Source organism: Nonomuraea sp. NPDC050790, assembly GCF_044456745.1.
Lineage (GTDB): Bacteria > Actinomycetota > Actinomycetes > Streptosporangiales > Streptosporangiaceae > Nonomuraea.
The window spans coordinates 603328-629624 of record NZ_JBITGF010000003.1 but is presented as its reverse complement, the minus strand read 5'-3'; the positions used below and the strand labels follow the sequence as shown (position 1 = coordinate 629624).

The 26297-nt window shown below is 69.7% G+C and carries 25 protein-coding genes; 18 read left to right on the top strand and 7 right to left on the bottom strand.

From position 1 onward, the window contains the following. The first annotated feature begins 52 nt into the window (after nt 1–52). The 3 genes from ACIBEJ_RS17845 (at nt 53) to ACIBEJ_RS17835 (ending at nt 2310) form a co-directional block, all read left to right on the top strand. On the top strand, nt 53–826 hold the full coding sequence (locus tag ACIBEJ_RS17845) for an SDR family oxidoreductase (protein ID WP_397183817.1): 774 nt from the start codon (nt 53–55) through the stop codon (nt 824–826). A 6-nt stretch (nt 827–832) separates the two neighbouring features. Continuing rightward, nucleotides 833–1600: a crotonase/enoyl-CoA hydratase family protein gene (locus tag ACIBEJ_RS17840; protein WP_397183816.1), complete on the top strand. Its 768-nt coding sequence runs from the start codon at nt 833–835 to the stop codon at nt 1598–1600. A gap of 98 nt (nt 1601–1698) precedes the next feature. Beyond that, nucleotides 1699–2310 (top strand): rhomboid family intramembrane serine protease, encoded by a 612-nt coding sequence (locus ACIBEJ_RS17835; RefSeq protein WP_397183815.1) that lies wholly within the window; start codon nt 1699–1701, stop codon nt 2308–2310. Here ACIBEJ_RS17835 and ACIBEJ_RS17830 read toward each other — a convergent pair. Beyond that, nucleotides 2307–2867 carry a TIGR00645 family protein gene (locus ACIBEJ_RS17830; protein ID WP_397183814.1) on the bottom strand — a complete coding sequence of 187 codons (561 nt, stop codon included), beginning with the start codon at nt 2865–2867 and terminating at the stop codon, nt 2307–2309. The genes ACIBEJ_RS17835 and ACIBEJ_RS17830 overlap by 4 nt on opposite strands. Nucleotides 2868–3007: 140 nt before the next feature. Here ACIBEJ_RS17830 and ACIBEJ_RS17825 point away from each other — a divergent pair, with 140 nt between their 5' ends. Further along, the gene (locus ACIBEJ_RS17825; protein WP_397183813.1) at nt 3008–3382 is read left to right on the top strand and encodes a BlaI/MecI/CopY family transcriptional regulator; all 375 of its coding nucleotides are present in this window, start codon (nt 3008–3010) and stop codon (nt 3380–3382) included. On the opposite strand, the gene serC is transcribed toward ACIBEJ_RS17825, so the two are convergent. Next, a complete protein-coding gene (gene serC, locus ACIBEJ_RS17820) occupies nt 3361–4470 on the bottom strand; it encodes a phosphoserine transaminase (RefSeq protein WP_397183812.1) in 1110 nt (369 codons plus the stop codon). The two genes, ACIBEJ_RS17825 and serC, sit on opposite strands and share 22 nt — an antisense overlap. A 91-nt stretch (nt 4471–4561) precedes the next feature. Here serC and ACIBEJ_RS17815 point away from each other — a divergent pair, with 91 nt between their 5' ends. Further along, nucleotides 4562–7159, top strand: a complete 2598-nt coding sequence (locus ACIBEJ_RS17815) for an ABC transporter substrate-binding protein (RefSeq protein WP_397183811.1) — start codon at nt 4562–4564, stop codon at nt 7157–7159. A 49-nt stretch (nt 7160–7208) separates the two neighbouring features. On the opposite strand, the gene ACIBEJ_RS17810 is transcribed toward ACIBEJ_RS17815, so the two are convergent. Then, nucleotides 7209–8315: a citrate synthase 2 gene (locus ACIBEJ_RS17810; RefSeq protein ID WP_379614659.1), complete on the bottom strand. Its 1107-nt coding sequence runs from the start codon at nt 8313–8315 to the stop codon at nt 7209–7211. Between the two features lie 154 nt (nt 8316–8469). Between ACIBEJ_RS17810 and pdxH the strand changes: the two genes are divergently transcribed. From pdxH to ACIBEJ_RS17785, 5 genes are all read left to right on the top strand, one after another. After that, entirely contained in the window at nt 8470–9111 is a 642-nt protein-coding gene (gene pdxH / locus ACIBEJ_RS17805) for a pyridoxamine 5'-phosphate oxidase (RefSeq protein ID WP_397183810.1), read from the top strand. A gap of 10 nt (nt 9112–9121) precedes the next feature. Beyond that, the gene (locus ACIBEJ_RS17800) at nt 9122–10363 is read left to right on the top strand and encodes an MFS transporter (protein WP_397183809.1); all 1242 of its coding nucleotides are present in this window, start codon (nt 9122–9124) and stop codon (nt 10361–10363) included. A 144-nt stretch (nt 10364–10507) separates the two neighbouring features. Next, nucleotides 10508–11212 carry a metal-dependent transcriptional regulator gene (locus ACIBEJ_RS17795; protein ID WP_397183808.1) on the top strand — a complete coding sequence of 235 codons (705 nt, stop codon included), beginning with the start codon at nt 10508–10510 and terminating at the stop codon, nt 11210–11212. Nucleotides 11213–11335: 123 nt separating this feature from the next. Continuing rightward, on the top strand, nt 11336–13555 hold the full coding sequence (locus tag ACIBEJ_RS17790; RefSeq protein WP_397183807.1) for a SpoIIE family protein phosphatase: 2220 nt from the start codon (nt 11336–11338) through the stop codon (nt 13553–13555). Between the two features lie 17 nt (nt 13556–13572). Next, entirely contained in the window at nt 13573–14343 is a 771-nt protein-coding gene (locus tag ACIBEJ_RS17785) for an alpha/beta fold hydrolase (protein ID WP_397183806.1), read from the top strand. Here ACIBEJ_RS17785 and ACIBEJ_RS17780 read toward each other — a convergent pair. The 3 genes from ACIBEJ_RS17780 to ACIBEJ_RS17770 all read right to left on the bottom strand — a co-directional run bounded on the left by ACIBEJ_RS17780 (nt 14340) and on the right by ACIBEJ_RS17770 (nt 16408). Next, nucleotides 14340–14501: a hypothetical protein gene (locus ACIBEJ_RS17780; protein ID WP_397183805.1), complete on the bottom strand. Its 162-nt coding sequence runs from the start codon at nt 14499–14501 to the stop codon at nt 14340–14342. The two genes, ACIBEJ_RS17785 and ACIBEJ_RS17780, sit on opposite strands and share 4 nt — an antisense overlap. A gap of 26 nt (nt 14502–14527) precedes the next feature. Then, entirely contained in the window at nt 14528–15673 is a 1146-nt protein-coding gene (locus ACIBEJ_RS17775) for an acyl-CoA dehydrogenase family protein (RefSeq protein WP_397183804.1), read from the bottom strand. 444 nt (nt 15674–16117) lie between these two features. Continuing rightward, nucleotides 16118–16408 (bottom strand): low temperature requirement protein A, encoded by a 291-nt coding sequence (locus ACIBEJ_RS17770; protein WP_397183803.1) that lies wholly within the window; start codon nt 16406–16408, stop codon nt 16118–16120. A 317-nt stretch (nt 16409–16725) separates the two neighbouring features. Between ACIBEJ_RS17770 and ACIBEJ_RS17765 the strand changes: the two genes are divergently transcribed. From ACIBEJ_RS17765 to ACIBEJ_RS17735, 7 genes are all read left to right on the top strand, one after another. Beyond that, nucleotides 16726–17961 carry a hypothetical protein gene (locus ACIBEJ_RS17765; protein WP_397183802.1) on the top strand — a complete coding sequence of 412 codons (1236 nt, stop codon included), beginning with the start codon at nt 16726–16728 and terminating at the stop codon, nt 17959–17961. Further along, on the top strand, nt 17961–18764 hold the full coding sequence (locus ACIBEJ_RS17760; RefSeq protein WP_397183801.1) for a class F sortase: 804 nt from the start codon (nt 17961–17963) through the stop codon (nt 18762–18764). The genes ACIBEJ_RS17765 and ACIBEJ_RS17760 overlap by 1 nt, the downstream gene beginning before the upstream one ends. Before the next feature lie 131 nt (nt 18765–18895). Beyond that, nucleotides 18896–20200 carry a hypothetical protein gene (locus tag ACIBEJ_RS17755; RefSeq protein ID WP_397183800.1) on the top strand — a complete coding sequence of 435 codons (1305 nt, stop codon included), beginning with the start codon at nt 18896–18898 and terminating at the stop codon, nt 20198–20200. A 2-nt stretch (nt 20201–20202) separates the two neighbouring features. After that, complete coding sequence (locus ACIBEJ_RS17750) at nt 20203–20928, top strand: class F sortase (protein WP_397183799.1); 726 nt, start codon at nt 20203–20205, stop codon at nt 20926–20928. A 20-nt stretch (nt 20929–20948) separates the two neighbouring features. Continuing rightward, nucleotides 20949–21596, top strand: a complete 648-nt coding sequence (locus tag ACIBEJ_RS17745; protein ID WP_397183798.1) for a hypothetical protein — start codon at nt 20949–20951, stop codon at nt 21594–21596. A 62-nt stretch (nt 21597–21658) separates the two neighbouring features. Then, the gene (locus ACIBEJ_RS17740; protein ID WP_397183797.1) at nt 21659–22804 is read left to right on the top strand and encodes an acetyl-CoA C-acetyltransferase; all 1146 of its coding nucleotides are present in this window, start codon (nt 21659–21661) and stop codon (nt 22802–22804) included. 119 nt (nt 22805–22923) lie between these two features. Continuing rightward, complete coding sequence (locus tag ACIBEJ_RS17735; RefSeq protein ID WP_397183796.1) at nt 22924–24102, top strand: tyrosinase family protein; 1179 nt, start codon at nt 22924–22926, stop codon at nt 24100–24102. A gap of 122 nt (nt 24103–24224) precedes the next feature. Here ACIBEJ_RS17735 and ACIBEJ_RS17730 read toward each other — a convergent pair whose 3' ends face one another. Further along, nucleotides 24225–25154 (bottom strand): helix-turn-helix transcriptional regulator, encoded by a 930-nt coding sequence (locus ACIBEJ_RS17730; RefSeq protein ID WP_397183795.1) that lies wholly within the window; start codon nt 25152–25154, stop codon nt 24225–24227. Nucleotides 25155–25199: 45 nt separating this feature from the next. On the opposite strand from ACIBEJ_RS17730, the gene ACIBEJ_RS17725 reads away from it, so the two are divergent. Next, entirely contained in the window at nt 25200–26267 is a 1068-nt protein-coding gene (locus ACIBEJ_RS17725) for an epoxide hydrolase family protein (RefSeq protein WP_397183794.1), read from the top strand. Nucleotides 26268–26297: the final 30 nt, after the last annotated feature.

Sequence of the window (26297 nt, the reverse complement as noted above, 5' to 3'; positions counted from 1 at the left end):
TTAACCCACCCCGAGTAGAACTTCATTCGGTTGTCGGGTTAGGGTCCGGGATATGGACGTCAACGGATCCGCAGCAATCATCTCCGGCGGTGCCAGCGGCCTCGGTGAGGCCACCGCCCGCGAGCTGGCCGCCCACGGCGCGACCGTGGTCATCGCCGACCTCAACGAGGAGCGCGGCAAGGCCATCGCCGACGAGCTCGGCGGAGTCTTCGTCAGGACAGACGTGTCGGACGAGGAGCAGGTGCAGGCGGCGGTGGACGCCGCCGTGGCGACCGGCAAGCCGGTCCGTGTGATCGTGAACAGCGCCGGCATCGGCTGGGCCGAGCGCACCGTCAACCGCGACGGCGCGCCGCACAGCCTGGCCAGCTACCGCAAGGTCATCGAGGTGAACCTGATCGGCACGTTCAACCTCATGCGCGTCGGCGCCGCCGCCATCGCCAAGACCGAGCCGGCCTCCGAGGACGGCCACCGCGGCGTCGTCATCAACACCGCCTCCGTCGCGGCGCTGGAGGGCCAGACCGGGCAGCTCGCCTACTCCGCCTCCAAGGGCGGCATCGTGGGCATGACGGTCCCGGCCGCGCGCGACCTGGCGGCGATCGGCGTCCGCGTGAACACGATCTGCCCCGGCATCATCGACACCCCGATCTACGGCTTTTCGCCGAACTCCGAGGAGTTCAAGGCGAAGCTGGTGGCCCCCGTGGTCTTCCCGAAGCGCATGGGCCGTCCGGACGAGTTCGCGCACCTGGTCCGCTCGCTGATCGAGAACGACTACATGAACGCCGAGGTCGTCCGCTTCGACGGCGGCATCCGCTTCCAGCCCAAGTGAGGTCGCGTGTCTGACTCTGAGGTTCTCGTCGACGAATCCGGCAACGTCGCCGTCATCACCATCAACCGCCCGCAGGCCCGCAACGCCGTCAACGGCGCGGTGGCCCGCGGCATCGCCGCGGCGCTGGACGAGCTCGACGCCCGCTCCGACATCTCGGCTTACGTCCTGACCGGAGCGGGCGGCACCTTCTCCGCCGGCATGGACCTCAAGGGCTTCCTGACCGGCGACCTCCCGGTGGTCGAGGGGCGCGGCTTCGGCGGCCTGGCCGAGGCGCCGCCGAAGAAGCCGCTGGTCGCCGCGGTGGAGGGGTACGCGCTGGCCGGCGGCTTCGAGCTGGCGCTGTCCTGCGACCTGATCGTCGCCTCCGAGGAGGCCAAGTTCGGCCTGCCCGAGCCCAAGCGCGGGCTGGTGGCCGGCGCGGGCGGCGTCATGCGGCTGCCCCGCCGCATCCCCTACCACGTGGCCATGGAGATCGCCCTGACCGGCGACCACTACCCGGCCGCCCGCCTGTACGAGCTGGGCCTGGTCAACCGGGTCACCCCGGCGGGCGGCGCCCTGGAGACGGCGCTCGAACTGGCCAGGAAGATCGCCGCGAACGCCCCGCTGGCGCTGGCGGCGACCAAGAAGGTGGTCATCGAGTCGCAGGACTGGTCCCTGGAGGAGATGTTCGTCAAGCAGGGCGCGATCGTCGGGCCGGTGTTCGGCTCGAAGGACGCGATGGAGGGCGCCGCGGCCTTCGCCGAGAAGCGCGCCCCCAACTGGAAGGGCGAGTAACAGGGGGCCCTCTCCGCGAGAAGAGGGCCCCCTCTACGCGTCCGTGACGATTCCTGCGTACGGTAAAAGGGAAGTCAGCCGACCCCGCAGGAGCGCGCATGAACGGCCAGCCCGAAGGACGGTCCCGCTTGCGTGGCATGCTCGCCGAAGCGGCGGGCGCCGTGATCTTGCTCGTGGTGGCCGTCGCCGCCATGTGGGCACTGGAAGTCGCCGACTACGTCCTGCCGGTCAACCTCGACGGCTACGGCATCGCCGGCTGGCAGCCCTCCGGCCTGATCGGCATCCTGTTCGCGCCGTTCCTGCACGTGGGCTTCGGCCATCTGATGGCCAACTCGCTGCCGCTGCTCATCCTGGGCTTCCTGGCGGCGGTACGCGGGCTCGGCCGGTTCCTGGCCGCCACCCTGCTGATCATCCTCATCGGCGGGCTGGGCACCTGGCTCACCACCCCGATCGGGACCGTCGCCGTGGGCGCCAGCGGCCTCATCTTCGGCTACTTCGGCTACGTGGTGGCCCGCGGCATCTTCGACCGCAGCATCCTCGACATCGTCATCGCGGTGGGCGTGGCGATCGCCTACTACTCGATGCTGCTCGGCGTGCTGCCCAACCAGCCCGGGATCTCGTGGCAGGGCCACCTGTTCGGGCTGATCGCCGGCGTGGTGTCGGCCTGGGTGCTACGCCGCCGCCGCGGCGCCCCCCTGACCGCCTACTAGTGCACCAGATCCCTGGTCCGCTCGGCGGGCGAGTGGGACAGCAGCCGGTCGATCCACGCCAGCCCGATCGCCGAGGCGACGAAGGCCAGGTGGATGAACGTCTGCCACATGATCTTGTTGTCGGGGATCCAGCGCGCCTGGATGAACGTCTGCAGCAGGTGCACCGACGAGATGCCGATGATCGCGGTGCCCAGCTTGACCTTGAGCACGTTGGCGTTGACGTGGGAGAGCCATTCCGGCTCGTCGGGGTGCCCGTTGAGGTTGATGCGCGAGACGAACGTCTCGTAGCCGCCGACGATGACCATGATGAGCAGGTTGGAGATCATCACGACGTCGATCAGGGCGAGCACGGAGAGCATGACGATGACCTCCATGCTCGGCGTCTCACCCGAGGTCAGCTTGGAGAAGCTCAACGCGACCGGTGAGTGGCTGGGATCGCCGGAGACGACCGTCTGAATCAGGTGCCACAACTCGACCAGGAACTGCCACACGTAGACGCCCTGCGCCACGATCAGCCCCAGATAGAGCGGCAACTGCAGCCAGCGGCTGGCGAACATCAGGTACCCCAGGCCAAGAGGCCGTGTGGGATGGGACGTCACTCCGGTCAACCCCCGTCACGTGCGTGCTTTCTCGCACAACTTTACGGAATCTCGACATCACTGGTCGCGGCGGGGGTTTTCCGGCAACAATGTTAACTGTGGCAACCCTGGGATCCCTGGAACGCGCGATCATGGACGTGCTGTGGGACGCCCGGAAACCGCTTCTCGTCAGAGAAGTCCTGGGCAGGCTGAACGAGGACAGGGCGCTGGCCTACACCACGGTGCAGACCGTGGCCGAGCGGCTGCTGAAGAAGGGGCTGCTGGTCCGCACGCCGTACCGCAACGCCTTCAGGTACGCGGCCGTGCACAGCAGGGACGAACACCTCACCCGGCTGATGCTCGAAGCGCTCTCGGCCAGCACCGACAGACTGCCGGTGCTGGCGCGCTTCGCGCAGAGCGTCGAGGACGCCGACGCGCTCGCCCTGCTGGAGGAACTGGCCAGGCGGACGGGTCAGAGACGCTCGACCACGTAGTCGACGCAGGTCGTCAGCGCCTCGACGTCGGCCGGGTCGATGGCCGGGAACATCGCCACGCGCAACTGGTTGCGGCCGAGCTTGCGGTAGGGCTCGGTGTCGACGATGCCGTTGGCGCGCAGCGCCTTGGCCACCGCGGCGGCGTCGACGTCGTCGTTGAAGTCGATGGTGCCGACGACCTGCGAGCGGAACTCCGGCGCGGCGAACGGCGTGGCGAAGGAGGACTTCTCCGCCCACGTGTAGAGGCGCTGGGCGGAGTCGGCGGTGCGGGCGGTGGTCCAGGCCAGGCCGCCGTTGGCGTTCATCCACTCGATCTGGTCGGCCAGCAGGAACAGCGTGGCCACCGACGGCGTGTTGTACGTCTGGTCCTTGCCGGAGTTGTCGATGGCGACCGGCAGGCTGAAGAACTCCGGCACGTACCGGCCCGAGGCGGCGATCTCCTCGACGCGGGCCAGCGCGCGCGGCGACATGATCGCGATCCACAGGCCGCCGTCGGAGGCGAAGCTCTTCTGCGGGGCGAAGTAGTAGACGTCGGTCTCGGTGATGTCGACGGGCAGGCCGCCGGCGCCGGAGGTGGCGTCGACCAGCACCAGCGAGTCGTCGGAGCCCACGCGCACGATCGGCATCGCGACGCCGGTCGAGGTCTCGTTGTGGGTCAGGGCGTAGACGTCGACGCCCTCTTCGAGCACGGCCTCCGGGTGGGTGCCGACCTCGGACTTGATGATCGTCGGCTCGCCGAGCCAGGGCGCCTTGCTGACGACCGCGCCGAACTTCGAGGAGAACTCGCCGAACGACAGGTGCTGCGACCTGTCGCGCACCAGCCCGAAGGCGGCGATGTCCCAGAACGCGGTGGTGCCGCCGTTGCCCAGCACGACCTGATAGCCCTCGGGCAGCGAGAACAGGTCGGCGAGGCCGGAGCGCACGCGGCCGACCAGGCTCTTGACCGGCTTCTGGCGGTGGGAGGTCCCCATGACGCCGGCCCCGGCGGAGGCGAGCGCGGCCAGTTGCTCAGGACGGACCTTCGAGGGCCCGCAGCCGAAGCGGCCGTCGGCGGGCTTGATGTCAGCGGGAATCACGATGTCAGCCACCTGCCCAAGCGTACTGAGGTGCGACGACTGGCTTGGCCCGGGTCCGAGATGTGAGACATGATGTGGGTCTTGCGATCGATGGGGCAGCGACGTGGCCGATCTGCGGAACGTGATTGCGGGGATCATTCGGCGGCCGGCGTTCTGGCGGGCCGACCCACCTCTTCCGATGGTGCTGGTGTCCGGCGAGGGCGCCTTCGAGGCGGCCAGGTGGCTCGCGCAGCCGTACGAGGACTGCGTGTCGAGCGCCATCGTCCAGGAAGGCGGGAACGCGACCGTCCATGACCTGGTGAAGGCGCTGGCGGGTGCGGAGGGGCAGCTCGCCAAGCCGGTGGGCGGGACCTTCCTGCCGCCGCCGCGCTTCCCGCTGGCGCAGTTCGTGCTGTGGGCGCGCGAGCAGCGGGACAAGCCGGAGGGCGTCCCGCCGGAGAAGTCGCACACCGGCTACCGCGAGATGAAGAGGCGGCTCAGGGACTGGCGCAGGTCCAAGTACGCCGACGTCCGCGGCCTGCGGACCTTGGCCGACTTCGTGGCCAGGGCCGCCACGACCTGGGTGCCGCTCGGCACGCTGGCGGTGTGGTGGGTGGGCGGCGCCTCCGACCTGGTCGGCGTGCTCCCGTGGCTGTTCGGTCTCCTGGTGGCGCTGGTCGGCACCGGGGTCCAGGGTGTGCTGTCGATCCGGGGCACGCTGTTCACCGGCTGGTTCGGCCGGATGCGCTACCTGAAGCGCAAGAGGTTCGAGAGGCTCCCGGAGTACGCGCTGCGGCTGGCGAACGCGGGCGACGACGACATCGAGCGATTACTCGTCCACGCGCTCTGCCGGGATCTGCGCGAGGCGTACAAGAAATGGCTCATTCCGTGGCCGAGCTGGGGGCGCGGGCTCTACTGCCTGGTGCTTCTGGAGGTCGGGGACCCGGAAGGGACGAACGCCCGGTTCCTGCGTCTGGTGGAGGAGACCACGGAGGAGACGGGGCTGCTCGCTCCGATGGTCGTGCTGGCCGCGGTGCCCGAGCCGGTGCCGCCGCCGCAACCGCCGGGGCCGGGGGAACTGGGCGCCGCGGTGGACCGGTGGGAGCGGGCCGTCCGGCTGAACGTGCCCCCGCTGCGGGTGAACGCGCTGGCTCCGGCTCCGCTGGCGGCCACGCCGTACACGGCGAGGAGATGGCCGAGCCAGGCCCGTGCGGTGGGCTACTGGCTCGCGGTCGGACTGCTGCTGGTGCTGCCCGCGGTCTGGGTCGTGCTGACGCAGCAGGACCGCGCCGCGCACTGCGGCGGGCTGGACTGGGTGGAGCGGCGGGGCGCGGAGTGCGTGGGGGTCGTCAACGCCACTGAGTCCACGCCGGAGACCATGTTCGGCGGTGAGATGGCGAACCTGATCAAGAAGATCGACACCAACAACGCGTACGCCGTCAGCTCGAACAGGTACGTCAGCGTCGTGTTGTTCGGCGAGTTCTCGATCAGGATGTCGGCGGTGGACGACACGCGGCTGGCCGGTTCGCTGGCGGAGCTGGCGGCCGTCGAGGAGTACCAGCGCACCGTGTCGAGCACGCCCCGGCTGCGGGTGCTGATCGCGAACGCGGGCGACAACTACGGCCACGCCCGCCGTACGGCCGAGCTCATCACCGGGCTGGCCGCGCAGGACCCGCGCGTGATGGGGGTGGTGGGGTTCTCGCGCAGCGTGGAGGGCGTCAGGCAGGCGGTCGGTGTGCTGCACGACGCGAAGATCCCGATGGTGGCGAGCACCGCGACGGCCGACCGGCTCGGCTACCTGGAGGACACGGGCGCTACGTCGCCGTACTACTTCCACGTGGCGCCGACGAACTTCCGCGTGACGACGCTGGCCTCCCGCTACATCCGCGACAAGCTGCTCAAAGGGGTGCCGGAGCCCACGGCGGTGATCGTCCAGGACGGCACGCCGCAGGACGAGTACACCAACAACCTGGCCGCCGACTTCAGGGAGGCGCTGCCACGGCACGGCATAAAGATCGCCGAGTCCCTGCCCTACACGGTCGAGCAGGGCGGAATCTCGGCGGCGGTCCTGCGGGCCTGCCAGCTCGATCCCGGCGTCATCGTCTACGCGGGGCGCGCGCCCGAGTTCCGCGACTTCCTCAACGTGATCGAGGGCAAGGCGTGCGGGGAGGGCGTGGTCAAGGTGATCGCGAGTGACGACGTGGTCAAGGTCGTGGCCGATCACGGGGCGGGCATCGCGGACATGAAGCAGGTCGAGGTCTACCACCTGTCGCTGGCCAACCGGGCGATGTGGGCGGCCGACGAGGTGAATCCGACGGCGTTCGTCAGCAGGCTGCTGCAGGGCGCGCATCCGCGTGCTCCCGACGACAACCTCATCCTGACCTATGACGCCACGAGCGTGATCTACCAGGCGGCCAACACGGCGTACAAGGCGGCGTTGCAGGCGGGACTGCCCAGCAGGGGCGACATCCTGTACCGGCTCTCGCGCACCTCGGGCGGCGCCGCGTGGGAGGGGTCGAGCGGCGTGATCGACTTCGGGCCCTCCGAGCGCCACGGGCCGAAGGACAAGGCGCTGGCCATCATGCGGGTCGCGCGGGGGAAGCACGGTCATTCGCAGCCGGTGGTGCGCTGCGGGCCGCTGGACGCCGGTGCGGCGCCCAAGGAGAACCCGCTCTGCGAGGGGTTGCCGGATGACGCGCCCGCGGGGGTGAAGCCGCCGTGACCTGGCGTACGGCTGCCACGGGACGCGCGGCAGCCGTACGGGGCAGGCTTCAGATGAGGCCGGCGACCTCGGAGGCTCCGGGCACGTCGCTCAGGGGGCGGGTGGCGGGGCCGGTGTAGTTCGCGCTGGGGCGGACGAGCCTGCCCGTGCGCTTCTGCTCCAGGATGTGCGCGGCCCAGCCGGCCGTGCGGGCGCAGGTGAACATCGAGGTGAACATGTGCGAGGGCACCTCGGCGAAGTCGAGCACGACAGCGGCCCAGTACTCCACGTTGGTGGCCAGCACGCGGTCGGGCTTGCGGGCGTGCAGCTCTTCGAGCGCCGCCGTCTCCAGCGCCTGCGCGACCTCGTAGCGGGGCGCGTCGAGCTCCTTGGCGGTACGGCGCAGCACGCGCGCACGCGGGTCCTCGGCGCGGTAGACGCGGTGGCCGAAGCCCATGAGGCGGTTGCCCTTGTCCAGCTCGCTCTGGACGTACTTCTTGGCGTCGCCGAGCTGCTCGACGCCCTCGATCATGTGCAGCACGCGGGCGGGGGCGCCACCGTGCAGCGGGCCGGACATGGCGCCCACGGCACCGGAGAGCGCGGCGGCCACGTCGGCGCCGGTGGAGGCGATGACGCGGGCGGTGAACGTGGAGGCGTTCATGCCGTGCTCGGCGGCGGAGGTCCAGTAGGCGTCGATGGCCTTGACGTGCTTGGGGTCGGGTTCGCCGCGCCAGCGGACCATGAACCGTTCGACGATGGTCTTCGCCTCGTCGACGCGGCTCTGCGGCACCATCGGCAGGCCGAGGCCGCGCGCCGACTGCGCCACGAAGGAGAGGGCCATGACCGAGGCGCGGGCGAGGTCGTCGCGTGCCTGGTCGTCGTCGATGTCGAGCAGCGCCTTGAAGCCGTAGGCGGGAGCCAGCATGGCGAGGGCGCTCTGTACGTCTACGCGGATGTCACCGGAGTGAACAGGGATGGGGTACGGCTCCGCCGGGGGCAGGCCCGGCTGGAACTTGTTGTCGACCAGCAGGCCCCAAACGTGCCCGAACGGGACACGGCCGACCAGCTCTTCGATGTCGACGCCCCGGTATCGAAGGGCGCCCCCCTCTTTGTCCGGTTCCGCGATCTCGGTCTCGAAGGCTACGACGCCTTCGAGGCCGGGTTTGAAGTCGGACATTCTCGGCCGCCTCCCTTTCTTGATGTCGAGATACCGGCGCGTCAATTTAACCCCCTGCCATCGGGTGCTTCGTCTTCGGGCACGCCGAAACGCAATCACCGCTGGTGGGGGCCGTTGTGTGGGATCGCCACCAAGCGCGCAAGAATACCGTCTCGTGGATGCCACCTCGCTGTCAGGGCTGCGCCGCTCGTACGAAGGCGAGCCGCTGCTCGAAGCCAACGTCGCCGCAGACCCCATCGCCCAGTTCACCGTCTGGTTCCAGGAGGCGCTCGACGCCGGCCTGCCCGAGCCCAACGCCATGGTCGTCGCCACCGCCTCCGCGGGCGGGCGGCCCAGTGCCCGCACGGTCCTGCTCAAGGGCTACGACGAGCACGGTTTCGTCTTCTTCACCAACTACGAGTCCCGCAAGGGCCGCGACCTGTCCGAGAACCCGCGCGCGTCGCTGCTGTTCCCCTGGCACCCGATCCGCCGCCAGGTGCGCGTCGAGGGCTCGGTCGTACGGCTGCCGCACGAGCGCTCCGCCGAGTACTTCAACTCCCGCCCCTACGGCTCCCGCATAGGCGCCTGGGCCTCCAGGCAGTCGGCCGTGGTCCGATCCAGGGAGGACCTCGACCGGCGCTACGAGGAACTGGCGGCCCGCTGGCCGGAGGATCCACCGGTTCCGGACTTCTGGGGCGGCTATCTGGTGGTGCCCAGCGAGATGGAGTTCTGGCAGGGCCAGCTCGACCGCCTGCACGACCGGCTGCGCTACCGGCGGGCGCACCCCGGCTGGGAGCTGGAGCGACTTGCCCCTTAATGTGCCTTAAGTGGCAATCGGGGATTTGATCAAACGGCACCTTGTGGACACCCGGCCACTGCAGGTACCCGCCTACCGGCGGCTCTGGATCGGCCAGGCGGTCTCCCACGTCGGCATGGGCGTGACCGTGGTCGCCGCCAGCCAGCAGGTCTGGGTGCTCACCCAGTCGTCCCTGTGGGTCGGCTTCCTCAGCCTGGCGAACCTCGTCCCGCTCGTCGTCTTCGGTCTGTGGGGCGGCGCGGTCGCCGACGCCGTCGACCGCCGCAAGCTCCTTCTCATCGGCTCGCTCATCGCCTGGGCGAGCACCCTGCTCATCCTCCTGCAGGCCCTGCTGGACCTGCGCAACGTCTACCTGCTCCTGGGCCTGATGGCGGTCAACGCGACGGGCTTCGCCATCACCTCGCCCACCAGGGGCGCCATCATCCCGAGGATCCTGCCTCCGGAGCGCGTACCGGCGGCCAACGCCCTGCAGTCGCTCGTCTTCAGCGTGGGCGCGGTCGCCGGGCCGATGCTGGCCGGGGCGGTCATGGCCGTCTCCGGGTTCGCGGCCGCGTACGCGATCGACGCGGTGCTGTTCGGCGCCGGGCTCTATGCGGCCGTACGGCTGCCGCCGCTGCCGCCCGTCGGCGTGGTCACGCGGCCCGGCGCGCGGGCCGTCCTGGACGGGCTGCGCTACATCCTGGTGACGCCGGTGCTGCTCATGTCGTTCGTCGTGGACATCATCGCGATGGTGTTCGCGCTGCCCAGGGCGTTGTTCCCGGAGCTGGCGGCCACCCGGTTCGGCGGGGACGAGCTCGCGCTCGGCTGGCTCAACGCGGCCATGGCGCTCGGGTCGTTCACGGGCGCGCTGTTCTCCGGCTGGGTCGGCAGGGTCACCAGGCAGGGGCTCGCGCTCGTCGTCGTCATCGCGCTGTGGGGCCTGTCCGTCGCCGCCGCCGGGCTCGCGCAGTCGCTCTGGCTCGTGGTGGTGTTCCTGGCCCTGGGCGGGGCGGCCGACGTGGTCTCCTCGGTGTGGCGGCAGTCGATCCTGCAGCTCTACGCGCCCGACGAGATGCGCGGCCGGCTCCAGGGGGTCTTCATGGTGGTGGTCGCGGGCGGACCGCGGCTGGGCGACCTGCGCGCCGGGGCCACGGCTACGGCGTTCGGGCTGGCGGGGGCCTGGGTGGGAGGCGGTCTGGCCTGCGCGCTGGCCGTGGTGCTCGTGGGGCTGGCCGTACCGGGATTCAGGAACTACCGCTCGCGCGGGCGGTGATCGGGAAGGAACGGGGCCGCTCGTTTGTTGCCGTCCTTTGCCATCGTCGGTCGTTCTCCCAATAGGGTTCCCTTTGACCTCTGTGCCCGCCGCGGACGGGCTCAGTCCCCGCCGGACCGGCGTAGCATCAAGATGGGAGGAGCCTTGACCGCACACGGCCTGATCGACACCACGGAGATGTATCTCCGCACGATCTACGAACTCGAGGAGGAGGGCATCGTCCCTCTTCGCGCACGCATCGCCGAGCGGCTCCAGCAGAGCGGCCCGACCGTGAGCCAGACCGTCGCCCGCATGGAACGTGACGGCCTGGTGAAAGTCGAAGGCGATCGCCACCTGGCCATGACCGACCTCGGCCGCACGCTGGCCACGCGCGTGATGCGCAAGCACCGGCTCGCCGAATGCCTGCTGACCCAGGTCATCGGGCTGCCGTGGGAGGAGGTGCACATCGAGGCCTGCCGCTGGGAGCACGTCATGTCGGAGTCGGTGGAGAGCCGCCTGGTCACGCTGCTCGACAACCCGACGGTCTGCCCGCACGGCAACCCCATCCCGGGGCTGGCCGAGCTCGGCGCGCACGAAGCGGATGAAGCAGCCGATAAGCCACTGGAGGCCATGGCCGATCTTGCCGGACCCCGTGATATGCCGGTTGTCGTGCGGCGAATTAGCGAACAAGTGCAAAGCGATCCCGCTGTGATGCTTAAACTCAAGCAAGTTGGGATACAACCCGGACGCGAGGTGACGCTCGCGGCGAGCGACGACGGTGTGCGGGTGACAGGTGACGGAGACGCGAACGGAACTCCCGCGGAACTTCCGCGTGAGGTTGCCGCGCACGTTTTCGTCTCCAGGCGCTGACGCACGAGCTTCTGCTTGGTTGAATCCCTCAAGGGAGAACCCTCCACTCCCCCCGGCCATGACTGTTGCAGGAGCGCCCGTGGTTCGCTTTTCGCATAAGCCTCCCCGAGGAGTGGTCTCCGGATGAAGCGATGGGGGGATCTGTCACCGGACGCGGCTGATCACCTGGCAGCCGGGTCGGTGCTGGATCACGCGGAGATGGCCGTCGTCGTGACGGACAGGTTCAGCAACCTGCTCTACTGGAACCCCTTCGCGGAGAAGCTGTTCGGCCGCCCAGGCAAGTCGTCGAGCAGGGAGACGTCCGTCCTGTCCCTCGGGATCATGGAGAAGGACCACCCGCTCGCGATCGAGCTGGCCAAGCACGTCCTCAAGGGCGGCGTCTGGGAGGGCACCTTCGACGTACGGCGGGGCGACGGCACCATCGTCTACGTCCGGGCACAGGCGGTGCCGCTGCGCCACCCGTCCGGCTCGGTGACCGGCGTGGTCATCACCGCCCGCGAGGCCCTGCGCAGCAACGAGCGCGAGAAGGACCGCTTCGGCCTGCTGGAGCGCATCGGCGAACGCCTGGCCGGCTCCCTGTACGTCGAGGAGACGCTGAAGCGCGTCGCCGAGATGCTGGTGCCGCAGTTCGCCGACCACTGCTTCATCGAGCTGATGGAGGGCGAGCGCCTGGTGCGCCGCGTCTCCCAGCACGTGCAGGGCTGGACCCCGCCGCCGGGCACCTGGAAGCCGGTCGGCGCGGAGATCCGCTACCCCTCCGGCCACTACGCCGACACCGCGCTGCGCCGCCAGGAGACGATCCTGGTCGAGGACTTCGCCACCAGCAGCTTCCCGGCCCCCCACGAGGGCAGCGCCCAGTTGTGCGGCGAGGTCGGCATGACCTCCGCCATCGTCGCCCCGCTGTGCGTGCGCGGGGAGACGCTCGGCCTGATGTACCTCGGGCTGTCCAACCTCACCGACCGCCGCAGCCCCCACTACGACGCCTTCGACCGCGACTTCGTCGGCGCCATCGCCACCCGGGTCGCGCTCGCGATCGACAACGCGCTGCTGTTCGAGGAGGAACGGCACACCGCCGAGTCCTTCCAGAAGCACCTGCTCCCGCGTGCGCTGCCGCAGCTCGACGGCCTGGAGATCGCCGTACGCTACTACCCGGCCGCCCCGCTGGCCTCCCACGGCCAGGGCATCCAGACCCAGGTGGGCGGCGACTGGTACGACGTGATCCCGCTGTCGGCGGGCCGGGTCGGCATCGTCATCGGCGACGTCGAGGGCCGGGGCGCCAAGGCCGCGGCCATCATGGGTCAGTTGCGCGCCGCGCTGCGCGCCTTCGCCCAGGACGACAAGTCGCCCGCCGACATCCTGGCCAGGCTCGACGAGTGGACCCGCATCATCGCCACCCCCGAGCAGGACGACAACGGCACCGAGGTGAGCATCCCGCCGATCGTCACCTGCCAGTACCTCGTCTACGACGCCTGGTCACGCCAGTTGTCGTTCGCCAACGCGGGCCACGCGCCGCCGCTGCTGCTGGTCGACGGACAGTGCCTGGAGATGGACATCGAGGAGGTCGGCCAGCCGCTCGGCGTCAGGGCCAAGGGCCTGCACGCCGACCTCGTCTACAAGGAGGAGACGCGCACGCTGCCGCCGGGCGCCGCGCTGCTGCTCTACACCGACGGCCTGGTCGACCGCCGCCCCACCCGCGACGGCCGCTCCCCGACCGACGAGGAGACGCTGGCGGTCCTGTGCGACAAGCTCGCCAAGACCACCGGCGACGACGTCGAGCGCATCGCCGACGCCGCCACGGTCGCGGTGCCCGGCGAGATCGACGACGACATGGCGATCCTGGTGCTGCGCTCCAGCGACGTGGACCTCGACGTCGAGGAGCGCACGTTCCCCGCCCAGCCGATCATGGTCGGCGAAGCGCGGCGGATGGCCGCCGAGGCCTTCACCGGCTGGAACGTGCCCGAAGAGCGGGCCGAGCTGGCCTGCCTCCTGGTCTCCGAGGTCGTCACCAACGTGGTGCTCCACGCGGCCACCGCGAGCGTGCCGCGCAGGGAGCTGGTGGTCGAGGGGCCGCCGCTGCCGTTCGAGGAGTCCTGGGACATGCCGTTCGAGGACGAGGTGATGGGCGACAAGGAGTTCACGCTCCGGCTGCGCAGGGGCGAGGAGTCGGTCTGGGTCGAGGTGTTCGACCAGGACCTGCGCCTGCCGCGCATCCGCAGCGCGGGGGAGAACGACGAGGGCGGGCGCGGCCTCTACCTCGTCGACCAGCTCGCCAAGCGCTGGGGCTCACGCCCGACCAGGGAAGGCAAAGCGGTCTGGTTCGAGATTCCCACGCGCAGCCGCTGAGTGGTTGACTCGTCGGCATGGAGCTGGCCTACGAACGTCGTGGCTCGGGCGCGCCGCTGATCCTCATCCACGGCATCGGGCACCACTGGCAGGCGTGGTTGCCGGTGCTCGACCGGCTCGCCGCCTCCTATGACGTGATCGCCATCGATCTGCCCGGCTTCGGGGTCTCGCCAGGGTTGCCGGACGGCACGCCGTACACCGCGGAGTCTCTCGCGGACGCGGTGGAGTCCTTCTGCGCGGTGATGAGGGTGCGCGAGCCGCACGTCGCGGGCAACTCGCTCGGGGGGTACATCGCGCTGGAGCTGGCTTCTCGCGGAGTCGTCCGTACGGCTGCCGCGTTCTCGCCGGCCGGGTTCTGGTCGCGTCCTGAGCTGGTGTGGTGTCAGACGACGCTGCGGGCGATGCGTTCCGCGGCCCGGGCGGTGCCGTACGAGCAGGCGGCCAGAGCGGCGGAGAACCCGCTGGGACGCGCGCTGTCGGCGGGACTGCTGGTCGCCCACCCGTCACGGCTGACGCCGACCGCGCTGATGGCGGCGACGCAGGCGCTGGGATGCGCGGCCGGGTTCGACGAGACGCTGGAGTCGTTCGCCTGCCTCATGCCGCCCGCGCCGCCCAAGGCGCCGATCACGATCGCGTGGGGCGAGCACGACCGGCTGCTCCCGCGCCGGCAGGCGGTGCGCGCGGCCAAGTGGTCGGGGCAGCGGGTGAAGCTGCTCAAGGGGTGCGGGCACGTGCCGATGAGCGACGATCCCGACCTGGTGGCCAGGGTCGTGCTCGAGTCCCGCTAGCGCATCGTCTGGCCCCAGACCAGGAGCATGACGATGACGAAGACCAGCATGACGCCGATGTAGCCGACGGGGCCCAGTCGAAGGGCCCGCCGGACACGGTTGAGACCCCAGGCGAACAGCAACGCCAGGAAAGCCAGGAGGATCAGGCCGCCGTCCATACGGCCAGTATGGCCAATTTTTCCGGCTAAAAGCCGAAAGAGCGGCCGATGATCTCCTTCATGATCTCGGTGGTACCGCCGTAGATCGTCTGCACGCGGCTGTCCAGCCACGCCTTGGCCACCGGGTACTCCATCATGTAGCCGTAGCCGCCGTGCAACTGCAGGCAGCGGTCGATGACCTTGTTCTGCAGCTCGGTCGTCCACCACTTGGCCTTGGCGGCGTCGACGACCGAGAGCTCCTTCTTGTTGAGCGCGAGCACGCACTTGTCGACGTAGTGGCGGGCGATCTCCACCTCGGTGGCCAGCTCGGCCAGCACGAACCGGGTGTTCTGGAACTTGCCGAGGTTGCGCCCGAACGCCTGCCGGGTCTTGCAGTACTCGATCGTCATCTCCAGTACGGCTTCCGCCGCCCCCACCGCCACCACCGCGATCGACAGGCGCTCCTGCGGCAGGTTGTTCATGAGCTGGAAGAAGCCCTCGCCCTCGTTCGGGCCGAGCCGGTTGGCCACCGGCACCCGGACGTTGTCGAAGAACAGCTCGGCGGTGTCCTGCGCCTTGAGCCCCACCTTCTCCAGGTTGCGGCCCCGGCTGAAGCCGTCCATGCCACGCTCGACCACGAGCAGCGTGGTGCCGCGCGCGCCCTCGTCCGGGTCGGTCTTGGCGACGACCACGACCAGGTCGGAGTTGATGCCGTTGGTGATGAACGTCTTCTGACCGTTGACGACGTAGTGGTCGCCGTCGCGGATGGCCGTCGTGCGAATGCCCTGGAGATCGCTGCCCGCGCCCGGCTCGGTCATGGCGATCGCGGTGATCAGCTCGCCGCTGACGAACCCGGGCAGCCAGCGCTGCTTCTGCTCGTCATCGGTCAGCTCGACCAGGTACGGCGCGACGACATCGTTGTGCAGCCCCCAGCCGAGACCGGAGGCGCCGGTCCTGATGATCTCCTCGGTGATGATCGCGTTGTAGCGGAAGTCGGTGATCCCGGCGCCGCCGTACTCTTCGGGAACGGCGAAGCCGAACATCCCGACCTCACCGGCCTTCTTCCAGACCTCCCGGGGGACGATGCCGTCCTTCTCCCACTGGTCGTGGTGGGGGAGTACCTCGCGGGCCATGAACTCGCGGACGGTCTCCTGGAAGAGCAGGTGCTCGTCGTCGAAGAGGTCTCGCTGCATCTGTTCGCCTCCAAGTCGGATGGACTGCCAACAGAATACGATTCTGTTACCTGGAGGTATACCCGCTTTCAGGTTCGCCCGGTCAAGGACTTCGCTCCGCTCAGGCGTTTTGATTTGGAGTGCCCACCCCGGCCACAAAGGTCTTCGCTTCGCTCAGGCGTTTTTGATTTTGGAAGGCCCACCCCTTGCCCAGCTAAATGGTTGAGCGGCTGATGCCCACCCAGGGCACAGCGGTCTTCGCTTCGCTCAGGCGCCCTGCTTGGAGCTGCCGCCCCGCGCTTGACCAGCCGCCGCGTGCAACACGCGGCAAGGTCCCGAAGGAAGATATGGGCCCGGGCCGGCAGGCGCGCCACCACAGGGGTAGGTACACCAGCCGGACCCAGGCGGCGCCGAGGGCGTAGGCCCAGGCGCGTTCGCCGAGGCCGTCGGGTATCGCGGCGGCCATCAGGCCGAGGTCGGCATGGCGGCCACGAGCATCGCCTGTGTGCGCCGGTTGCCGGGACCGAAGACGTTGACGGTCAGGTTGATCCACGCCCACCAGGCGGGGAAGAACAGGGCGAGGAAGACCGCGAAGTCGGCCGGTCTCGGGTTGCCGTGCAGTTCGTGCGCGAGTTGGTAGATGGTGACCACGAAGACGAGGTCGAAGAACAGCTCGAACCAGTTGGCACGCGAGCCCTCAGCAGGCGGGCCTGGGCCATCGCTGTCGTCATAGGGCGGGTGCGGGTCGTCGCTCACTCACCCCAGGACATCCACGCCCGGACCTCCGGCCCGGGCCGGCGGGCCTTTCGGAGGCGAGTTCTGACCGGGAGAAGTCATGCGCGGCCAGGGCCGCGACAGGCTGGCGGACACGGCTTCATCACAAGTCCCGCTCGCCGCCACATATCGCCCCGTTAGCCGCCGTTCCGCCCCTAAGATCTACCGTTGGTATGCCTGGGTGATCGGAGTGACCCATGAGTCGATGGCGTAAGGCAGTGGTTGCCTCCTCGGTCGGGTTAGCGGCTTCTGCGGCCTTTGTGGTCGCGCTGTCCGTGCCCAGCCAAGCTGACACGCTCGTGGCGAAGTACCGATGCACCGGGGGCGTGGCCGGCACCATTCCGGTGGAGCTCGAAGCGGGCATCACCCCCAAGATCAACTCTGCCGGCCAGCTGGAGGTCGGCTGGTCGCTCAAGTACCTGGGCGACCGCCGGTTCGGCTCGCCGGGCTACTTCGCCAAGGGCTCGCTGCTCAACCTGGAAGGCGTCGTCGAGATCACCGGCGCCTGGGACGGACAGCTCCGGCCCAAGGGCGGCAAGGAGCAGGCCGCGCTCGTGCCCGGCGACCAGCTAGTCGTGCCGGAAGGTCTTTCCGACGCCGGCTCGGTGCAGCGCCCGGGAACGGTCAGGGTCGTGCCCGGCTCGCTCGTGGTCAGGTTCACCCCGGCCCAGGGCGAGGTCACGCTCAACAACAACCATGCCGGGATCGACTACACCGGCGGCTGGTCGCGCATCCACACCGAGGCGGAGTTCGGCGACCACCTCAACGACCTGCACACCACCACGGCGGCGAACGCGAAGGCCAAGCTGGAGTTCACCGGCACCCAGGTCGAGTACATCGGCCGCCGCGAGCGCGACCTCAGCCCCATCCGGATCCTCATCGACGGCCAGCCGATCACCGACCCGCTCGTCGAGCCGGGCAAGGACGTCAACGGCACCCCGATGACCGGTACCAAGGCCAAAGAGGTGCTCTGGAAGTCGCCCGAGATGGCCTACAAGCCGCACACCATCGAGGTTGAGAACACCGCCGACGGCCGCGCGTACCTCGACGCCTTCAAGGTGATCACCGCCGCCCTGCCGTCCCCGCCCAAGCACCACGAGGCGGAGTGCGAGCTCGTGAGCGGCGGAGGCGGCATCGACGTGGTCGTCCCGGGCACCCCGAGCAGCCCGCCGCCGACCACGCCCACCCCGACCAACACCCCCACCACCAGCAACGACCCCACCAGCACCCCGACCACCACGCCCCCGAACAACAACGGCGACAACGACCCGGACCCCTGGCACGTAGGCGTTGTCCCCGGCGCGGTGAAGACCCCGACGACGCGTGCCTCCGCCTCGCCGACCACCACCCGCTACATCAAGGCCCAGGTCCTCAAGACCCCCAAGGGCGGGGTGGACACGGGTGAAGCGCCGGAGGAGGACGCGGGCGGGCCGTACGGGCTGATCGCGGGTGGTTCGGCGCTGCTGCTGGTCAGCGCGTCGGGCGGGTTGCTGGTACGGCGGCGCCGCGCCGAGCACGCCGGAGGAGCGAAGTGATGAGTGAGCGGAAGAAAGCCATGAACCGGGCGCTGCCCGGGCTGCTGGTCGCCGGCTCGCTGGCCGGGGTGGTGGCGGTGACCGTGGGCGTGCTCCAGTTGGCGCCGCGGGTGGAGGGCGGGCCGGGCGGCGTACTGGCTGGAGCCGCCGAGCCGCGTCAGGGTGAGAACGGCGAGCAGCCGACCCCCATCGAGATCCAGAACGCCGGCGCCTTCATGCTCTCCCCGACCGTGGGCCCGGGTGGCAAGGACGTGCCGCTGACCCCGGCCAAGCTGGAGGCCCCGCCGCCGCTGGCCGCGGTCCCGACGGTGGCCCCGATCCCCCCGGCGAAGAAGGCGACCAAGAAGGCCAAGCCGACCCGGATCAAGATCCCCAAGATCAAGGTGAACGCCCCGATCGGCGGCGTGGGCCTCGACTCCAAGGGCACCCTGGGCGTCCCGCCGCTGACCAAGCCGAACCTGACGGGCTGGTACCGCAACAGCCCCGTCCCCGGCGCGGTCGGCCCGTCGATCATCAACGGCCACGTCAACACCCGCAAGGGCCCCGCCGTCTTCAACCGCCTCGCTGAACTGGCCAAGGGCGACGTCATCTACGTCTACCGCTCGGACGGCAAGGTCACCCGCTTCACGGTGAGCGGCATCGAGCAGGTGAACAAGACGACGTTCCCGACCAACCGCGTGTACGGCAACACCAAGGACGCCCAGCTCCGCCTCGTGACCTGCGGCGGCGTCTACAACAAGTCGGCGCACAGCTACGCGGACAACGTGATCGTGTACGCGACCCTGTCGAAGAAGAAAGGATGACCGGCCCTTGGGTCCGGTTTTCAGGTTTACAGGAGATTTACAGGGTCAGTTCGTACGATCTCAACCTAACCGTGACCAATGGCTGGAATCCTGGTACGCCTGTTGAACCTGCGCTGAAACGGAGATAGACAGTGCTGACGTCCAAGGCGCGGCGCCGCCTCGCCCAGAAGACCTCCGCCTTGGGGCTGGCAAGCACGCTCCTCTTCGTCGCAGGTTCGGTCCTCCTGACGTCGCCCGCCGCGGCCCAGTCGAACATGATGTCGACATGTACGGCCGCGACCACGCCCGACGCCACGCTGAAGGTCCCGATCGGCACCGGTACCGGCGACAAGGGCCCGAAGACGGCCACCTTCAACTGCACCGCCGGTGGCGTCGTCACGAACACGTCAGTCCAGGTTGAAATCAGTACGGTCGCGAGTTCGGTGACGGCGGGGGGCAGCTTCGATGTCACCCTGAAGATCCCGGCGCTCACGCTGGCAACGGCGCCTACGGCAGCTTCCACCATGAACGTCGCCTGGGCTGCTGGAGTTACCGGGGGCACCGCCGAGACCGGAACCAAGCCGGGCGGCGCCATCACCGCACAGTCCACGTCGGTTCCGACCGCGAGCGTGGCCTTCAAGATCACTGCAGCGACAACGGGCACGATGGTGGAGATCAAGCCCGGTGCGCTGACGTTCTCCATTGGCACCGGCGGCGGCACCGGGACCTCGGACGTCGTCCAGTACACGTGTCAGGGCGCGGCCAACCCCACGGTGGATATCAAGGTCCTGCTGACGATCACGCCGGCGAGCGTGAAGACGAACGAGGAAGTCACGATCACCTGGAAGGGTGAGAACAACGAGTCCGGAGCTGAGCTGGAGGCGCCCGCAGCGGGTCTGCCGGCGAACAGCAAGCTCTCCGTGACCGTGGACGGCGGCAGCACCGTTGGGCTGACGACCATCAAGGGCGAGGCCACACTTCCGGCCGCGACCGCTGCCAACGCGCCGGTCGTTTTTCCTGCCGCAGGCATATCCATCAAGGTGAAGCCCACCACCGCGGGCACGGCCAATCTGAAGCCCGGCGGACTTACGATCACGCCGCAGTCCGGCACCGCCGCCATCACCTGCACGGTCGACTCGACGCAGACCGACCTCAAGACCTATCCGCTCACCGTGACCGCGGGGAACGGCACCACCCCGACCCCCACTCCGACGCCGACCCCCACTCCCACGACCACCACCCCCAAGCCCACCAAGACCACGACGAAGTTCGTGACCGAGACCCCCAAGGACAACAACGGGAAGGTCACCAAGACGCCCAAGGCCGGGGCGGACACCGGTGGTGGTGGGGACATGGGGCCTGATGGGCGGATGTTCATTCTTACCGGGTCACTGCTCATCCTCGCCGCCGGCGCAGGTGGGTTGATGATCCGGCGGCGCGGGCTCAACCGGAGCTGAGGGTGGCCGCGCAGAGTCCTCAGGGCGGTGGCGGGCTGCGGATCACGTTGATTCTGGCGGCCATCGCCGGAGTGGTGACCGTTGTGGCCGGGCTGTTGATCGTGGCGGGGTCGCCTCAGGAGTATGGGCTGGCGCGGGACAGCCTTGACCTGGGGACGCAGCCCGACGGGAAGGCCAGTGGGGCGCCGCAGCAGGCGTTGTTCAAGGCGGAGGCGACGGTGCCGCCGCCGTTGCCGCCGATCAACCCGGCGCCCGCCATGCTGCCCTCCACGCCCAAGCGAATCGTGATCAAGCGGCTGGGCATCAACGCGCCCATCTCCTCGATCGGGGTGGACAAGCGGGGCGCCATCCAGGTCCCGTCGATCGACAACCCGAACCTGGTCGGCTGGTACCGGCACGGGCCGACCGCGGGTGAGGCGGGGCCGTCGGTGATGCTGGGGCACAAGGACACGCGCCGGGGCAGCGCGGTGTTCAGCCGCCTGTACGAGATCCGCAACGGCGACACGATCGAGGTCAAGCGGCAGGACGGCGTGACGGCGGTGTTCACCGTGGGCGGCGTGGAGCAGGCGGCGAAGACGACCTTCCCCACCCAGCGCGTCTACGGCGACCAGGGCGACAACGCCCAGCTCCACCTGATCACCTGCGGCGGCTTCTACAACCGCAACATCGGTCACTACACCGACAACATCATCGTCTACGCGACAATGACGAGCTCCTACAGAAGCTGAGGACACGCGCTATGGGCTGGATGGCGAAGCGGCGACTGCGTACTGGCCCTACGGCGGCGGTGCCCGCCAAGCCGGATCCGGCCGAACTGCTGCGGATCGTGCAACTGGCCGACCCGGACGCCCGCGCGGACGGCGACGACATCCTGGCCGCCGACACGAGGATCCACGCCGCCGTCGAGGCCGAGCCCGATCTCGTGGGCGGCGAGATGGAGCAGGTGTGGGCGCTGCGGGTGGCGGCGGAGGGGCCGCTGCCGTTCGACTACTTCGACCGCTACCTGGCCGAGGGCATCGCGTTCCGGCTGGGCGGGCTGGCGGTGTGCCGGGGTGAGGTGAGCGATCCGACCGATGAGGACGTTCCGCGGGGCGCCGCGGTGATCCTCCCGGTACGGCCGGCCGACGCGGACCTGGCCGAGCTGCTGGAGGCCGACCCGGACGAGGAGGGCGCCTTCGAGGGCACCGGGTTCCGTGCGGTGGTGGTGCCGTTGAAGACGCGGCCGCCGGCCGTACGGGATCTGCTGCCTTTCGCGACGGAGCTGACCGCGGTGGAGCTGCGCGGCGAGGACCTGGAGAAGGTCGGCGGGCTCGCGCTGTCGCTGGCGGAGGAGCTGCAGGGCATCGCGGTGGACCGGTGGTCCTTCCGGATCGACGCCCCGGGGGATCTCCTGTAGAGCATCGTTCTGTTGTAGTCTGCCCAGTAACCGAATATTGCTCGGTTTCATGGAGGGCAACTGTGGCAGAGGCGTACATCGTCGGGGCGGTCCGTTCCCCGGTCGGAAAGAAGAAGGGCGGCCTTTCCACCGTCCACCCCACTGACCTGGCCGCGCAGACGCTGAAGGCGCTCATCGACCGCACCGGCGTCGACCCGGCCGCGGTCGAAGACGTGATCATGGGCTGCGTCATGCAGTTCGGCCCGCAGAGCATGGACATCGCGCGCAACGCCTGGCTGAGCGCGGGACTGCCGGAGACCACGGCCGGTGTCACGATCGACCGGCAGTGCGGCTCCTCGCAGCAGTCGATCCACTTCGCCGCGCAGGGTGTGCTGTCCGGCACCCAGGACCTCGTGGTGGCGGCCGGCGTGGAGTCGATGAGCGTCGTGCCGATGGGCTCGTCGATCACAGCTGCGCTGGAGAAGGGCATGCCGTTCCCCTTCGGCGACATGTGGGTCGAACGGTACGGCAAGCAGGAGATCTCCCAGTTCCGCGGCGCCGAGCTGATGTGCCAGAAGTGGGGCTTCACCCGCGAGCAGTTGGAGCAGTTCGCCTACGAGTCGCACCAGCGCGCGGCCAAGGCCATCGCCAACGGCCACTTCAAGGACCAGATCGTCCCGGTCAACGGCGTGCACGACGACGAGGGCCCCCGCCCCGACACGACGCTGGAGAAGATGGCCGGGCTGAAGACGCTGAAGGAGGACGGCGTGATCACCGCCGCCACCTCCTCGCAGATCTCCGACGGCTCCGGCGCGCTGCTCATCGCCTCCGAGCAGGCGGTCAGGGACCACGGGCTGACCCCGCGCGCCCGCATCCACCAGCTCGCCCTGGTCGGCGACGACCCGGTGTACATGCTGACCGCGCCGATCCCGGCCACCCAGAAGGCGCTGAAGAAGGCGGGCATGTCGATCGACCAGATCGACGTCACGGAGATCAACGAGGCGTTCGCGCCGGTCCCGCTGGCGTGGATCAAGGAGCTGGGCGCCGACCCCGCCACGGTCAACCCGAACGGCGGCGCCATCGCCCTGGGCCACCCGCTGGGCGGCACCGGCGCGATCCTGATGACCAAGCTGCTGCACGAGCTGGAGCGCACCGGCGGCCGGTACGGCCTGCAGACGATGTGCGAGGGCGGCGGCCAGGCCAACGTCACGATCATCGAGCGGCTGTAGACAGGCGACGGCCCCGGGAGGCGGATCCCGGGGCCGGAAACTCCTTTAATGATCTTGCGCACTACCCAGCCCAGCTCTAGAGGGATCTCCGGGTAGCAAGATCGCGAAGGAGGTGCCTCATGGTCGGTGCCAGCAGGCGGCAGGTGTTGATGGCGATGGGGGCGGTGCCGTTTCTGGCCGGCCCGCCGCCCGTGGACGGGTGCGTCGAGCTCACGCACAAGGGCAGGAAGATCAGGCTCTGCCCGTCGGGTCAGGAGATGCACGGCCTGCTCAACAGGTCGGTGTTCATCGACGGCGTCGCGCTGGAGATGATGGAGCAGCACGGCAGGTTCACCAGCGAGCTCAACATCTACACCAGCCACCGCACGCTCAGGGGCGCGGCGCTTGAGGCGGCCGAGCTGCTGCGCGGCGCCAGACTGGTCGATCGGCCACCGGCGCCCAAGGTGCGGCTGGAGCAGCCCGACGCCGGCGGCCGGCGCAGGGCGGCCGTTCTGCGCAAGAACGCCGCGGCGCTGAGCGCGGCGGAGAGGTCCGCGCTCGTGGACGCCTTCCTGCGGCTCAAGCGCACCGGGGCCTACGACTACTTCGTGGACCTGCACCGCAGGGCCTTCGCCGAGCACGGATGGAACGCCCACCAGCACGCCGGCTTCCTGCCCTGGCACCGGGCGATGCTGGTCCACTTCGAGACCCAGCTCGGGGTGCCGCTGCCGTACTGGGACTGGACGGTGCAGCAGAGCGGCGGCGCGACGCCGTTCACCCCGGACTTCCTCGGCGGCAACGGGCGTCCGGGGGACCAGCAGGTGATGGACGGGCCGTTCGCCTTCCGCAACGGGGCGTGGCGGCTGACCGTGCGCGAGGACGACAGGGAGTTCCTGCGCAGGGAGTTCGGCGCGGGCGCGGACCGGCCGTCGGGGGCCGGGCTGGTCAGCCAGGCGATGGCGATCTCGCTCTACGACCAGGCGCCCTACGACGCCTCGGCGAGCGCGGGCTTCCGCAACCTCGTCGAGGGCTGGCCGGGCGGGCCGGTCATGCACAACCGGGCCCACGTGTGGATGGGCGGCAGCATGCTGCCCGCCTCCGCGCCGAACGACCCGGCCTTCTTCCTCAACCACTGCTACGTGGACAAGCTCTGGGCCGACTGGCAGGCCAGGCACGGCTCGGTCGCCCACTTCCTGCCGGCCGAACTGCTCGACGTGCCGATGGAGCCGTTCGCGAACGAGGTCGGCTGGACGGTCACGCCGCGCGAGCTGCTCGACCACGGCAAGTGGTACACCTACGGCGGCGCCCCGGCCCTGTGACAAGCAGGACCGGGGCGCCGGCGGTGTTCGCGCCCATGGCGTGGAGGCGCTTCAACTACCCATCCAGGTAGTGGCTCTTGGTGCTCCGACAGTAAGCGAGCGATCATCGGGAGTGCAACGGATTATCGCCCCAGCAGCCTCTCGCCCAGCGCGCGGACGTGTTCGACGAGCTCGGGCGGCTCGTGCGTCTCGAAGCGGAAGCCGAGCCGCCCCACCCACAGGGCCAGCTCGTCGAGGGAGTCGGAGCCGGTGAGGACCATGCAGGTGTTCTCGTCGATCGGCGTGATCGCGCCGGAGGTCGCGGTCATCAGCTCGCTCACCGCGGCCGCGGGCCCGTGGACGGTGAAGCGGCCCTGGTAGCGGTAGGGGGCGCTGGCGATCCTGTGTGAGGTGTAGGCGGCCAGGTCGTCGGCGGGCAGCGGCCTTGGCGTGAAGCGCGGGCCGTTCGGGGTGCGCAGGGTGAGCCGGTCGACGCGGTAGGTTCGCCAGTCGCGCCGCTCGACGTCCCATCCGACCAGGTACCAGCGCCGTCCGGAATGGACCAGCCGGTACGGCTCCGCCGTACGTCTGCTGGGTGTCCCGTCGTGGGAGCGGTAGTCGAAGCGCAGGCTCTCCCGCGCCCACGCCGCGCCCGCGATCGCCGACAGCACCCCGGGATCCACGGCGGGACCGCCCAGCGGCAGCGGCACGGTCACCGCCTTGAGCGCGTCGACCCGATGCCGCAGCCGGGCGGGCAGGACCTGCTCCAGCTTGGCCAGCGCCCGCACGCAGACCTCCTCCAGCCCGGCCACCGTGCCCCCCGCGCCGGTACGCAGCCCGATGGCCACCGCGACCGCCTCGTCGTCGTCCAGCAGAAGCGGCGGCAGTCGCGACCCGGCCCCGAGCCGGTACCCCGGCGCTCCCGCTGTGGCGTTGACCGGGTAACCGAGCTCGCGCAGCCGGTCCACGTCCCGCCGGACGGTACGCGTGGACACGCCGAGCCGCTCGGCCAGCTCCGCGCCCGACCAGTCCCGGTGGGTCTGCAGCAGACCCAGCAAAGAAAGCAGCCTCACAACCTAGGACGGTACCTGACCTAGGCGCTTCCTAGGGTGGTCGTCATGAAGCCCTTCACCATCGCCATCCCCGACGCCGACCTCACCGACCTGCGCGAACGCCTGGCCCGCACCCGCTGGCCCGATGAGCTCGCCGGGACCGGCTGGTCCTATGGAGTCCCGCTCGACCACGCCCGCGACCTGGCCGCGTACTGGGCCGACGGCTTCGACTGGCGGGCCCAGGAAGCCGCGCTGAACGCCTTCCCGCAGTTCACCACCGAGATCGACGGGCAGAACATCCACTTCGTCCACGTCCGCTCCGCCAAGAAGGACGCCCTCCCGCTGATCATCACCCACGGCTGGCCGGGATCCTTCGTGGAGTTCGCGAAGGTCATCGAGCCGCTGGCCCAGGACTTCCACGTCGTGGCGCCGTCGATCCCGGGCTTCGGCTTCTCCGGCCCGACCCGCGAGACCGGCTGGGACCTCAAGCGCGTGGCCAGGGCGTGGGCGGTGCTCATGGACCGCCTCGGCTACGAGCGCTACGGCGCGCACGGCACCGACACCGGCTCGGTCATCGCCCCGGAACTGGGCCGCGCGGCGCCGGACAAGGTGGTCGGCGTGCACGTCAACGGCGGTCTCGGCTTCCCGACGGGCGACCCGGCCGAGCTGGAGGGCCTGACCGAGGAGGAAAGCGTCCGTCTGGCGAAATATCCGGACACGGAGGCGCTCGGCTACGCCATGATCCAGTCCACCCGCCCCCAGACCCTCGCCTACGGCCTGCACGACTCACCCGTCGGCCAGCTCACCTGGATCGCCGAGAAGTTCCACGAGTGGGCCGGTGTGGAAGTGGACCGCGACCAGTTGCTCACCAACGTCAGCGTCTACTGGTTCACCGGTACGGCAGGCTCCTCGGCCCGCATCTACAAGGAGGGCGCCTCGGCCTGGGGCGGGCAGAGCCCGTACTCGGGAGTGCCCCACGGCGTGGCCGTCTTCCCCGGGGACACCGGCGTGCGGCGCATCGCCGAGCGCGAGCACAAGGTCGTGCACTGGACGGAGTACGACAGAGGCGGTCACTTCCCCGCGATGGAGGTGCCGGAGGTGCTCGTCGCCGACCTGCGCGCGTTCTTTCTCTGAGAAAGGCTTCGGCCGCCGCGGGTCGCGCGG

Coding starts and splice junctions, on each gene's coding strand:
- ACIBEJ_RS17845 (WP_397183817.1), top strand. CDS start 53: ATGGACGTCAACGGATCCGCAGCAATCATCTCCGGCGGTGCCAGCGGC.
- ACIBEJ_RS17835 (WP_397183815.1), top strand. CDS start 1,699: ATGAACGGCCAGCCCGAAGGACGGTCCCGCTTGCGTGGCATGCTCGCC.
- ACIBEJ_RS17830 (WP_397183814.1), bottom strand. CDS start 2,867: ATGTTCGCCAGCCGCTGGCTGCAGTTGCCGCTCTATCTGGGGCTGATC.
- ACIBEJ_RS17810 (WP_379614659.1), bottom strand. CDS start 8,315: ATGTCCGACTTCAAACCCGGCCTCGAAGGCGTCGTAGCCTTCGAGACC.
- ACIBEJ_RS17790 (WP_397183807.1), top strand. CDS start 11,336: ATGAAGCGATGGGGGGATCTGTCACCGGACGCGGCTGATCACCTGGCA.
- ACIBEJ_RS17785 (WP_397183806.1), top strand. CDS start 13,573: ATGGAGCTGGCCTACGAACGTCGTGGCTCGGGCGCGCCGCTGATCCTC.
- ACIBEJ_RS17780 (WP_397183805.1), bottom strand. CDS start 14,501: ATGGACGGCGGCCTGATCCTCCTGGCTTTCCTGGCGTTGCTGTTCGCC.
- ACIBEJ_RS17775 (WP_397183804.1), bottom strand. CDS start 15,673: ATGCAGCGAGACCTCTTCGACGACGAGCACCTGCTCTTCCAGGAGACC.
- ACIBEJ_RS17760 (WP_397183801.1), top strand. CDS start 17,961: ATGAGTGAGCGGAAGAAAGCCATGAACCGGGCGCTGCCCGGGCTGCTG.
- ACIBEJ_RS17745 (WP_397183798.1), top strand. CDS start 20,949: ATGGCGAAGCGGCGACTGCGTACTGGCCCTACGGCGGCGGTGCCCGCC.
- ACIBEJ_RS17735 (WP_397183796.1), top strand. CDS start 22,924: ATGGTCGGTGCCAGCAGGCGGCAGGTGTTGATGGCGATGGGGGCGGTG.
- ACIBEJ_RS17725 (WP_397183794.1), top strand. CDS start 25,200: ATGAAGCCCTTCACCATCGCCATCCCCGACGCCGACCTCACCGACCTG.